Origin of the sequence: Gordonia sp. DT101 (genome assembly GCF_049844895.1) — a bacterium.
Lineage (GTDB): Bacteria > Actinomycetota > Actinomycetes > Mycobacteriales > Mycobacteriaceae > Gordonia.
This window is the reverse complement of sequence record NZ_JBNCLX010000003.1, coordinates 448,198-459,670: the sequence shown is the minus strand read 5'-3', so window position 1 is coordinate 459,670 and position 11,473 is coordinate 448,198. Positions and strand designations below refer to the sequence as shown.

The window sequence follows — 11,473 nt, the reverse complement described above, 5'->3', positions numbered from 1 at the left end:
ATCTGTGGGTTGCCACCTTCGCCTACGCAAAGGTGGCAACCGGCAGATGAGGTGGCTGCGTCACGCCGGCGGTGGTGAGCCGGGCGCCGGTCACTCCACGCGGCGGTACGGCTCGCATCCCGGAGGCGCCTTGGGTGCCTCACGCTTGTCGAGTTCCAGGATCGGCTTGCTGACCGGGGCCGCGTCGAGGGTGAACTTCTCCCCGTGGTGAGCGAGATCGATCGGCGGACCGGACAACAACCGGTAGGTCGCGGTCTCGCGGTCGATGGCCACCACGATCTTCGATTCACGCACTGTCATCCGGAACGAGAGGTAGGTGAGCCGGTTGGGCAGCCGCGGCGCAAAGGTGATCTGGCCGCCGAAATCGCGCATTCCGCCGAATCCGGCGACGCAGTCCGTCCAGGCGCCTGCCAGGGCGGCGATGTGTAGGCCGCTCGAGACGTTGTTGTGCAGATCATGCAGGTCGGTGAACACCGACTCGCACATCAGGTCGTAGGACAGATCGAGGTAGCCGACCTCGGCCGCGACCACCGCTTCACAGCAGGCCGACAGCGACGAGTCGCGCACCGTCAGCGGGTAGTAGTAGTCGAAGTTGCGGATCTTCTGCTCCGGGGTGAACGACGACCCGAAGTTGTACATGGCGAAGACCAGGTCGGCCTGTTTCACCACCTGCTTGCGGTATAGGTCGTAGTACGGATAGTTCAGCAGCAGTGGGTATTTGCCCACCGACGACTCGAAGTCCCACGCGCCGAGGAGGGTGAATGACTCGCACTGCTGGTGCACCCCGAGGTCCTTGTCGAACGGGATCGACATGTCGTCGGCGCAGGATTCCCAGTGAGCGGCCTCGGCGACGGTCACCCCGAGTTCCCGCGCCACGTCGGGCCGCCGGTGCACGGCAGCCACTGCGTCCCGAAGGTTCTGCTGCGCAGCGAGATTGGTGAACACGTTGTTGTTCACCACGGCGGTGTACTCATCCGGTCCGGTCACGCCGTCGATGCGGAACTTCCCGTTCACGTCATGATGACCGAGGCCCGCGAACAGGCGGGCGGTCTCCACCAGCAGTTCGACGCCGCACTCGGCCTCGAACTGTTCGTCGTTGGTGGCACGCAGGTAGCGGCTGGTGGCGTTGGCGATGTCGGCGCTGACGTGCACCCCGGCGGTGCCGGCCGGCCAGTACCCCGAACACTCGTCGCCGTTGATGGAGCGCCAGGGGAACATCGCGCCACGCTGCCCGAGTTCGGCCGCCCGGCTCTTGGCCTTGTCCATCGTGGCGTGGCGCCATCGGAGCTCTTCACCGGCCGCGGCCGGTGCCGTGTAGGTGAGCATCGGAAGGATGAAACTCTCGGTGTCCCAGAAGGTGTGGCCGTCGTAGCCGGGACCGGTGAGACCCTTGGCGGGAATCGCGCGGGACTGTCCGCGCGCGCCTGCCTGCAACACGTGGAACAGCGCGAACCGCACCGCCTGCTGCAGTTCGGGATCGCCGTCGAGCTCCACATCGGCGTCGCGCCAGAAGTCCTCGAGATAGTTGATCTGATCGGCCTTCAGTGCGTCCCAACCGGTTTCCATCGCCATCGCGAGTGCGGCGTCGACCTGAGCACGCAGCGCGGGCACGGATCGGCGCGCCGACCAGCCGTAGCCCATGAATTTGGTCAGCGACACCTTGGTGCCCTGTGGCACGTTCGCGGCGACGGTCAGCCGTGCCAGGTCGGAGTCGGCACGGATGAAGGCGTCGGCCTTGTCGGGGAAGTCGATCTCGTGGTCCATCCCGGCCGCCACGTGCAGGCCCGACCGCTTGGTGTGATGGACGAGCATGCCCCAGTAGTTGCGGCAGGCGGAGAGATCGGAGACGAGTGGCTGGTCGAGCGCGGCCGCCAGACGCGGATCGTTGCCCGGCGCCGGGACGGGTTCGTTCGCGAGCAGATCCGACTGCAGCACGAGCTTCATGTCCTCACCGATCGGTTCCACCTCGTAGTGGATGGCGGCGATGGTGCGCTTGGTGAACGACACCAGCCGTTCCGACCGGATGCGGACGGTGCGACCCGTCGGGGAGGTCCACAGGGTGTTCCGCCGGAGGGTGCCGGTGCGGAAATCGAGGATGCGCTCATGCTCCTCGGTGCGGCCGTAGCGCAGATCCATCGGCTCGTCCTCGACGAGCAGGCGGATGATCTTGCCGTCGGTCACGTTCACCACGGTCTGCCCGGATTCCGGGTAGCCGTAACCACTTTCGGCATAGGGCAGGCCGCGTAGCTCGTAGAAGCCGTTGAGGTACGTGCCGGGATGGTCGACGGGTTCGCCCTCCTCGAACGTCCCACGCAGACCGATGTGCCCGTTCGACAGCGCGAACAGTGTCTCGGTGCGCCCCAGGACGTCGACGTCGATGCCCCGCCAGCGCAGCTGCCACGGGTGGACGTCGAAACCGTGTTCCATCGCACCCGGGTTCATGCCGGGAGCAATTCGTCGAGATCGTTGACGACGACGTCGGCACCGGCCGCCCGCATCGCGTCGGCCTGTCCGCCACCGACCCGATCGATGGCGACCACGTAGCCGAACCGTCCGGCCACCGCGGCCTCCACACCCGAGATGGCGTCCTCGAAGACCACCGCCTCGGCGGGTGGCACACCCATCAGTTCGGCGCCCAGAAGGAATGAATCGGGCGCCGGTTTACCCGGCAATCCCCGTGATGCGGTTTCGAGTCCGTCCACCCGCACCTCCACGAATTCGCTGAGGTCTGCGGCATCCAGCACGGCTGCTCCATTCTTCGATGACGTGACGACGGCAATGCGTAATCCGGCCTGCCGCGCCGCTTTCAGATAGCGCACCGACCCAGGGTAGGGATCGACCCCGTCGCGCTGCAGCGTCGCGGTGAAGAGTTCGTTCTTGCCCTCGCCGATGGCGGCCAGCGTCTCGGCGGGGACGTCGTCGATCTGCCGTGAGTGCAGGAAGGCCCGCACACCGTCCTCACGTCGGCGACCGTCGACGTAGTCGAGGTAGTCCTGCTCGGTGAATTCGTCGAAACCGTCGGGATCCCGCTCGGACAGGAACGCGTCGAACGCCTGTTTCCACGCATTGCGGTGCAGGACGGCAGTGGACGTCAACACTCCGTCGAGGTCGAACAGCGCGACCGTCATGACATCTGGCAATCCCAACACGGTTGGAACGCTACCTGTCCGAGCGGTGACTGGCGCGCCATGCGAGAGGTTCGTGTGTCGGCCGAGGACGTCTGCGCGGTCCGGCTCGGCCTAAACTCGGTTGGCCCCTGCGGGACTCGCCGCCAAGATGGACTGATGACCCGTCGATTCGCCCAAGTGGATGTGTTCTCGTCGATTCCCGTCGCAGGTAACCCGGTTGCCGTCGTGGTGGACTCCGATGGTCTGACCGACGAGCAGATGGCCGCCTTCGCGCGGTGGACCAATTTGTCGGAGACCACCTTCTTGTTGCCGCCGCAGAGCCCCGACGCCGACTACCGGCTGCGGATCTTCACTCCGGCCGGCGAGCTGCCGTTCGCCGGACACCCGACGCTCGGCTCGGCGCACGCCTGGCTGGAATCGGGTGGGAGCCCGGCGGGCGACCTGATCGTCCAGGAGTGCGGTGTCGGCCTGGTCCCGATCCGCCGGGAGCAGGTCGGACCCGACGACGCCGGGGCCGAGGACGCCCGCCTCGCCTTCGCGGCGCCGCCACTGCGTCGGTCCGGACCGGTGGACGCCGACCTGGTCGCCGAGGTGACCGCGGCGCTCGGGCTCGAGCCCTCCGACGTCGTCGACGCGCAGTGGGTCGCCAATGGTCCCGACTGGATGGCGCTGATGCTGACCTCCGGGCAGCGGGTCGTCGAGGTCGAGCCGGACCTGGTCGCGCTCGGGACGCACGAGGTCGGTCTGGTCGGGCCCCACGCCGACGGCCTGCCCGACGAACCGGAGGTGGACTTCGAGGTCCGCGCCTTTGCTCCGGGCTTCGGGATCGACGAGGACCCGGTGACCGGCAGTCTCAACGCCGGGATCGCCGTCTGGCTGCGGCGTGACGGTCTCGCCCCAGCGTCCTACGTCGCCGCGCAGGGGACCGCGCTCGGCCGATCCGGACGTGTGCACGTCACCGACGACGGGACCGACATCTGGGTGGGGGGTGCGACCACCACGGTCATCGCTGGCACAGTGGTGCTGTGAGTCAGACGCCAGCGACCGGCGAGGCCGGGACGGTAGCCGACGGGAAGGCCGAGACCGAGAGCAACAAGGCGGCGCGCAAGCGTCGACGACGGGAGCCGCCGCCCGACCCGACGCCGTTGCCGGGCCTCGTCGACGCCCACACGCATCTCGCGGCCTGCGGCGGGCGTGACCCCGATGCCGTCCGCGCGATCCTGGACCACGCCGAGAGTGTCGGCGTGCACCAGGTGGTGACCGTGGCCGATGACATGATCGACGCCCGCTGGGCGCTTGATGCCGCGCACTGGGATGACCGGGCGTTTGCGGCGGTGGCATTACATCCCACGCATGCGGCCGAGCTCGACGACGACGCGAAGGCCGAGCTGGAACAGATGGTCGCCGACCCGCGGGTCGTCGCAGTGGGGGAGACCGGCCTGGACTACTACTGGCCCGGCAAATCCGAATCGTGCGCGAGCCCGACCGAACAGGCCGAGGCCTTCCGCTGGCACATCGATCTGGCGAAGCGGATCGGCAAGCCGTTGATGATCCACAACCGCGAGGCCGACCGCGATCTGCTGGACATCCTGGCCGCCGAGGGTGCCCCGGAGTCCGTGATCATGCACTGCTTCTCCGGTGACCTGAATGTTGCATTGGAATGTGTCGACCGTGGCTTCATACTCAGCTTCGCCGGCACGGTGAGTTTTGCGAATGCCGAGGAATTGCGCGCCGCGGCCGAGATCGTGCCCGACGCTCAGATCCTGGTGGAGACGGATGCGCCCTTCCTGACGCCGCATCCCTACCGTGGCCAGCCAAATCAGTCGTATTGCCTGCCGTACACGGCGCGCGCGCTGGCGCGGGTGCGCGGCGTCGACGACGCGGCGATGGCCCGGATCCTCGGTGCGAACGCGCGCCGAGTGTATGGGCTGCCTTTGCAGTAATAGCCCCTGTTCGTTATCGTATTGTGATCCCGCTGCCTAGGGCAGCGATTTCGAACGGGTGGGCCAGGGGGTCCGGGGGTTTGAGTCGCTGGTGGAGCGAGGACGCAGTTGTCCCCGACCAGGATGTTTATCTTGTCTGTTCTCGCGCGTATCAATCATTCACAGTCCACTCGTGCCCGCGTCGCCGTTGGCGCAGTGCTGGCCACGCTCACCGCGGGTGGTGTCATGGGCATCGCCATGCACAAGGACGTGAAGATCAACGTCGACGGGCAGGTGAAGAACGTCTCGACGATGTCGATGTCGGTGGACTCGGTGCTGCGTTCGCAGGGCTATGACCCCGCCTCCGGCGACCACGTCGCCCCCGCCCTCGGCTCCGGGGTCAGCGATGGGCAGACCATCACGCTCAACCGGAAGAAGACCGTCACCCTCGAGGTGGACGGGGCGCGCAAGGAGATCCAGACAACCGCTTCCAGTGTTCCGCAGTTGCTCGCCGCTCAGGGGTTGTCCGCGGGTTCCAACGACACCAATTTCCCGCGGGCGGGCGCGCTGCCCGTCGACGGCGGTGTCATCGACGTCACCATGCCCAAGCGGGTCAGCCTGACCGACGGCTCGGTCAGCTACAAGCCCGTCGTGGCCGCGAAGACCGTCGGCGACCTCCTCGCCGAGACCGGGAAGCCGCTCGCCGGCGACGACAAGGTCGTCCCGGCTGCCGACACGCCGGTCACGCCGAACATGAAGATCAAGGTCACCCGTATCCGCACGATGGATTCCACTGTGACCGAGCACGTCGCGCCGCCGGAGGTCAAGAAAGAGGACCCGACGCTGGTCCGCGACAAGAAGGTGGTCCTGAAGCCAGGAAAGCCGGGCGAGCAGAAGGTCACCTACAAGCTCACCATGGTCAACGGCAAGGTGGTCAAGCGCGACAAGGTCGACGCCGAGGTCCTCACCGCTCCGCTCGCCGCCACCGTCAAGATCGGGACCAAGGAAGGCCCCCCGGACGTGCCGGTCGGCTCCGTGTGGGATCAGCTCGCGCAGTGCGAGGCCACCGGCAACTGGGCGATCAACAGCGGCAACGGTTTCTACGGCGGCGTGCAGTTCGACCAGAACACCTGGGCGCGGTGGGGTGGCCTCGAGTACGCGCCACGCGCCGACCTGGCGACCCGTGAAGAGCAGATCGCCGTCGCGTCGAAGACCCAGGCCGCGCAGGGATGGGGCGCCTGGCCGTCCTGCTCCTCGAAGCTGGGCCTGAACTGACCGACGACGCGCCGCGACTACTCGGGCCTGCGCAGATCCGTCGGCTCGCCGCCGAACTCGACATCCGGCCCACCAAGACACTGGGCCAGAATTTCGTCCACGACGCGAACACGGTGCGCCGGATCGTCGCGGAGTCGGGCGTCGGCGCCGACGACATCGTCCTGGAGGTCGGTCCCGGTCTGGGATCGCTGACGCTGGCACTGCTCGGCACCGCGGGCCGCGTGATCGCGGTCGAGATAGACCCGACGCTGGCCGGTAGGCTGCCCGCCATCATCGAGGAGTACGCACCCGGGCAGGCGGAATCCTTCGAAGTGATCACCGCCGACGCGATGTCGGTCGTCCGAGACGACCTGCCGGCCGCCCCGACGGCGCTCGTCGCCAATCTGCCCTACAACGTCGCGGTGCCGGTGCTGTTGCACCTGCTTGCCGAATTCCCCAGTATCGCAACAGCTTTGGTGATGGTTCAGGCCGAAGTCGCGGATCGCCTGGCCGCCGGCCCGGGTGGCCGAGTGTACGGGGTCCCGAGCGTCAAGGCGCGGTACTACGGCACGGTGGCCCGCGCCGGTGCGGTCGGACGCAACGTGTTCTGGCCCGAGCCCAAGGTCGAGTCCGGCCTGGTACGCATCGAGCGCACCGACGCCCACGCCGACGATGCGATGATCCGCACAAAGGTGTTCGCAGTCATCGATGCCGCCTTCGCGCAGCGCCGCAAAACGCTGCGATCGGCGCTGGCGACCTGGGCGGGCAGTGCGCCCGAGGCCGAACGCCGCCTGCGGGCGGCCGGGATCGACCCCGGCCTGCGTGGCGAACGGCTCGATGTGGACGACTTCGTCCGGCTCGCGTCGACCGACTGACCCGGCGACCCCCGATCCCGCCGACAGCAACCCGTATCCCGCCGAGAGCAACCCGTATCCCGCCGACAGCAACCCGTATCCCGCCGAGAGCAACCCGCATCTCGCCGACAGCAACCCGGGTCTGGCCGAGAGCATCACGAGTCGCGTCCACCCGACTGTTCGCGCGTCCATTAGGCTCGATACCTGTGTCTCGAGCCTCGTTGTCGGTGGTGTCCGACGCGGTCACCGTGCGTGTACCGGCCAAGGTGAATCTGTACCTCGGCGTGGGCCCACTCCGCGACGACGGCTACCACGACCTCGTCACCGTCTTCCAGGCATTGTCGCTCTACGACGACGTGCGGCTGAGTCCGGCCACCGAACTCCGTGTCGCCACCACCGGCGAAGGCGCCACCGACGTACCGGCCGACGGCACCAACCTCGCCGCGTTGGCGGTCACGGAGGTGGCGCGGCGGGTCGGCCGGACGCCGAAGGTCGCCATCGACGTGACGAAGCGGATTCCGGTCGCCGGCGGGATGGCCGGTGGTAGTGCCGACGCGGCGGGTGCCCTGGTCGGCGCCGACAAGCTATGGGGTCTCGAACTCGCGCGTCCGGAATTGTCGGATATCGCGGCCGGATTGGGCAGCGACGTACCGTTCGCCCTCCACGGCGGCACGGCGCTCGGTACCGGTCGCGGTGAGCAACTGATGCCGATCCTGGCGCGCGGTCAGTTTCACTGGGTGCTCGCGATGTCGAAGTCGGGGTTGTCGACGCCGGCGGTCTACCGGGAGCTGGATCGGTTGCGGGAGAACCGGTCTGATTCCGACATCGTCGTCGAGCGTCCGGATGAGCTGATGGCGGCGTTGACGTCCGGCGATCCGAGCGTGGTCGCGCCGTTGCTCCGCAACGACCTTCAGCCGGCGGCGCTGAGTCTGCAACCGGCCCTCCGTCGTACTCTGCGCGCGGGCGTCGATGCCGGCGCACTCAACGGGATCGTCTCTGGGTCCGGACCAACGTGCGTGTTCCTCTGCGCGGACGAGGCGTCGGCGGTCGACGTCGCCGCCGAACTGTCGGGGGCCGGGGTCGCACGCGCCGTGCGGACGGCCAACGGCCCGGTGCCCGGTGCGCGGGTCGTCACCGAGTAGTTGCACCGGCCGGTCGCCCGTCGACCGATCGGGTCAGCTCCCGAAGACGTTGATCGCGTTGCCGTACGCGCGTAGCGACGCAACGGAACCGTTGTACCGGTTGAGGTCGACTCGGGTCGGCACACCGGGTAGCCAACCGGAGTCGGTGAACTGCCAGAACCTCCAGGTCCGCCAGCCACCCCGCGGCATCTCGGGGGCACCGCGCCCGTTGTACGACGCGATCCAGAGCGGGTGGTCGGAAAACTCGCGGGTGGCGCCCATCGCCGTGTTCCAGAATCGCGGGTACGTGTAGAGGATCGTCTTTCGACCGGTCAGGGGTTCGAGGACGGCGAAAAACTCCCTGACCCAGGCGGCGAGCGCACGAGGACCGAGACCGCCGGAATGTTCGAGATCGAGTACCGGCGGGAGGTCGAGGATACCGTTCTGGCCGAGCACGACCGTTGCGTAGAACACCGCCTGTTGCGCCGCGGAACGGGTTGGGTCCGCATAGTGATACGTCCCCCGGACCAGGCCCGCGGCCCGCATCGCCAGGCTGTCCTGGACGAAGTACGGGTTGACGTACCAGGTGGACTCGGTCGCCTTCACCATCGCCAGCTGTTGACCCGACGCACGGACCGCGAACCAGTTGATGGATGCGCCACCCGGATGCTGATGGCTGGAGACGTCGGGGCCGACCTGCGGGGCCCCGACTGCCACCGGGGCCGAACCCATCGCGCCGGCGAGACCGACGGCGCCGGCGATGATGGTGGTCATGATCGATCGTCGAAGGATCACGGCTTCACGCTAGGGGAGATGCACCGACCTCGCAGTCCGATTGGGCACTTCAATCGTGATCGGATGGGTAATGTCCCAGTCGTGCGAGCACACAAGAGGGCCGGTGGGACGCTGGTGGCGGTGGTCACAGTGGTCTCGATCGTCGCGACGATCGTCGTCGGAGCAGCGTCGGCCGCGCCCGCCCCGGGTGCGCGGATCGGTTCGGTGATGCGGGATTCCGTGCTGCCGTCGGCGCAGTTGCCGACGGGTGCGGTACGCGGACACCGGCTGTTGTACGTCACGCGCGATCAGCGTGGGAAGCCGGTCACCAGCACCGGCGCCCTGTATCTCCCCACCGGGCGTCCGCCTGCCGGAGGGTGGCCCGTCTTCTCCTGGGCGCACGGCACCAGCGGTATCTCCGACAGTTGCTCGCCCAGCTTGTCGTCGGGAGCGCGGCGCGACACGCTGGAGCCGACGATCAGCAAAGCTCTGCGATCGGGCTATGCGGTGACCGCCACGGACTATCCCGGTGTCGGTAGCGGGGGCGTCGCGGAGTATCTCGGCGGCCGCGCCGAGGGGTACTCGGTGATCGACATGATCCGTGCCTCTCGGACGGTGGATCCGTCGGTGTCGCGGCGATGGGTGTCGAGCGGCCATTCGCAGGGTGGACACTCGGCGCTCTGGGCCGCGCAGCTTGCACCGCGGTATGCGCCGGAACTGCCGTTGTTCGGCACCGTCGCCTTCGCGCCGGCATCGAACATCGAACACGTGGTACCGCTGATGGCGCCGGGGGTCGGCGACCTCGGGAGGTTCAACGCCTTCAGCGGACTGATCCTCTACATCCTGTCCGGACTCGATCACGCACGACCTGATCTGCACGTCACGGGTTACCTGACGCCGACGGGCCGGACGTGGCTCGGCCGGGCCCGGCAGATGTGTGTCGGCGAACTCGGCACGGCACTTGCCGGTGTCCCGCCAGGCGCCTTGGTGGCCAAGCCGTTCACCGATCCGAAGTTCACGGCTGCGCTCGCCGACTATCTGGCGGTGCCATCCGGTGGCTACCGCACTCCTGTCCGGATCGAGCACGGTCTGTCCGACACCACCGTCCCGTTTCCGCTCAGTCTCGCGTTGACGTCGCAGATGCGTTCGGCCGGAACGGATGTGACACTCATCCCGTATCCCGGCGTCAACCACATGCAGGTGGTGACGGCAGGTCTCCCGGATGCGTTCCGGACGATCGACGGATACTTCGGCCGGTCATAGCCGAGGCTCTCCCACTCATCGATCGGGCACGAACCCCCGCCGATCGTGCGCAGTTTCGCGTCGACCGGGCACACCTTGACGTCGATCGGGCGCCGCCCGCGAGTTCCCGCCGATCGTGCGCACCTTGTCGGCCATCGTGCACAGTTTCGCTCCGATCGTGCGCTCGACCCGTCAGAAATACGCCCCACGCGATCGGAGTGCTCTCTCGATCTCGTTGATGACGCTCCAGGGCCTGGTCCGTAGGCGTTCGGCATCGATCCTGATGATGATCCACCCGAGTTCCCGGAGTCTGGCATCGCGTGCCTCATCGTGAGCACGCTGCTCCGGGGATGAGTGAAACTCCTCACCATCGAACTCGATGCCGATCTTGGGTACCCGGTAGCCGAGGTCCAAGCGTGCGAAGACATGTTCGTTCTCGTCCGCCACCTCGATCTGGGTTTCGGGAGCGGGGAGGTCGGCCCGGATGATGACCAGACGGACCCAGCTCTCGGGTGGCGACTCCGCCTTGCCGTCGATCAGCGGGATCAGTCCCCGTAGTTGGCGGATGCCGCGTCGGCCATCGCGGCCGTCGGCATAAGCGGCGAGTTCGTCCAGCGAGAAGCCGGTCGCCCGGGCGAGGTCGTCGAGATGACCGAGCGCTCGCCAGTCGGGGCGGATTCGGCCCAGGTCGAACGCGGTGCGGACCGGTGACGTGACCGCAATGTCATCGATCGTGATGATGTCGGGCGGCTCGAGGTCGGTTCGATGAACGCGGCTGCCCCGGCCCCGTCTGCCCGATCCGGACGGGTGTCGGACGAGATCGACGACGAAATCCTTTTCGTACCAGCGACTTCCGTGCATGATCGCTGCCGCGATACCGCCGACGACGGGACTTCCTTCTGCGCTCAGGGCGGTCATCCGGATGCGCTCACATGCCGTGAGGATCGCGGTTCTCTCCAGGTAGTGGTCACCCTGCAGGTGGGTGAACGCGGCGTCGAAGTGCTCCGCCGACATCCCGCTGCGTTCGAGCGCGGCCTGGCGGCGTAGTAGGCGCTTGTCTTCGCGGGTGATCTGTTGCTGCATAGATTTTCGACGCAGCGCACGCCGGATCGGTTGCATCCTTCCGCGCGAAGCCTGGAACCTGTGGATTCTGCGCACGATCGACGGGATTCTGCGCA

The 11,473-nt window shown here is 67.5% G+C and carries 10 protein-coding genes; 6 read left to right on the top strand and 4 right to left on the bottom strand.

The genetic code is table 11. From position 1 onward, the window contains the following. Nucleotides 1-90: 90 nt before the first annotated feature. Entirely contained in the window at nt 91-2,442 is a 2,352-nt protein-coding gene (locus ACLQ3I_RS13455) for a glycoside hydrolase family 65 protein (RefSeq protein WP_425788648.1), read from the bottom strand. Beyond that, the gene (locus tag ACLQ3I_RS13450) at nt 2,439-3,149 is read right to left on the bottom strand and encodes an HAD family hydrolase (RefSeq protein ID WP_425802410.1); all 711 of its coding nucleotides are present in this window, start codon (nt 3,147-3,149) and stop codon (nt 2,439-2,441) included. The genes ACLQ3I_RS13455 and ACLQ3I_RS13450 overlap by 4 nt, the downstream gene beginning before the upstream one ends. A 135-nt stretch (nt 3,150-3,284) precedes the next feature. Here ACLQ3I_RS13450 and ACLQ3I_RS13445 point away from each other — a divergent pair, with 135 nt between their 5' ends. From ACLQ3I_RS13445 to ACLQ3I_RS13425, 5 genes are all read left to right on the top strand, one after another. After that, complete coding sequence (locus ACLQ3I_RS13445; protein WP_425802408.1) at nt 3,285-4,157, top strand: PhzF family phenazine biosynthesis protein; 873 nt, start codon at nt 3,285-3,287, stop codon at nt 4,155-4,157. Beyond that, nucleotides 4,154-5,071 carry a TatD family hydrolase gene (locus ACLQ3I_RS13440; RefSeq protein ID WP_425788642.1) on the top strand — a complete coding sequence of 306 codons (918 nt, stop codon included), beginning with the start codon at nt 4,154-4,156 and terminating at the stop codon, nt 5,069-5,071. Before ACLQ3I_RS13445 ends, ACLQ3I_RS13440 begins: the two co-directional genes overlap by 4 nt. A gap of 123 nt (nt 5,072-5,194) precedes the next feature. After that, nucleotides 5,195-6,325 (top strand): transglycosylase family protein, encoded by a 1,131-nt coding sequence (locus ACLQ3I_RS13435; protein ID WP_425788641.1) that lies wholly within the window; start codon nt 5,195-5,197, stop codon nt 6,323-6,325. After that, on the top strand, nt 6,280-7,179 hold the full coding sequence (gene rsmA, locus ACLQ3I_RS13430; RefSeq protein ID WP_425802406.1) for a 16S rRNA (adenine(1518)-N(6)/adenine(1519)-N(6))-dimethyltransferase RsmA: 900 nt from the start codon (nt 6,280-6,282) through the stop codon (nt 7,177-7,179). The genes ACLQ3I_RS13435 and rsmA overlap by 46 nt, the downstream gene beginning before the upstream one ends. A 185-nt stretch (nt 7,180-7,364) precedes the next feature. After that, nucleotides 7,365-8,300 (top strand): 4-(cytidine 5'-diphospho)-2-C-methyl-D-erythritol kinase, encoded by a 936-nt coding sequence (locus ACLQ3I_RS13425; protein WP_425788638.1) that lies wholly within the window; start codon nt 7,365-7,367, stop codon nt 8,298-8,300. A gap of 33 nt (nt 8,301-8,333) precedes the next feature. Here the strand turns inward: ACLQ3I_RS13425 and ACLQ3I_RS13420 are convergent, their stop codons facing one another. Next, nucleotides 8,334-9,053 (bottom strand): glycoside hydrolase family 25 protein, encoded by a 720-nt coding sequence (locus ACLQ3I_RS13420; RefSeq protein WP_425788636.1) that lies wholly within the window; start codon nt 9,051-9,053, stop codon nt 8,334-8,336. Between the two features lie 102 nt (nt 9,054-9,155). Here ACLQ3I_RS13420 and ACLQ3I_RS13415 point away from each other — a divergent pair, with 102 nt between their 5' ends. Further along, complete coding sequence (locus ACLQ3I_RS13415) at nt 9,156-10,316, top strand: lipase family protein (RefSeq protein WP_425802404.1); 1,161 nt, start codon at nt 9,156-9,158, stop codon at nt 10,314-10,316. A 171-nt stretch (nt 10,317-10,487) separates the two neighbouring features. On the opposite strand, the gene ACLQ3I_RS13410 is transcribed toward ACLQ3I_RS13415, so the two are convergent. Beyond that, nucleotides 10,488-11,378: an endonuclease domain-containing protein gene (locus tag ACLQ3I_RS13410; protein WP_425802402.1), complete on the bottom strand. Its 891-nt coding sequence runs from the start codon at nt 11,376-11,378 to the stop codon at nt 10,488-10,490. Between the last annotated feature and the right edge of the window lie 95 nt (nt 11,379-11,473).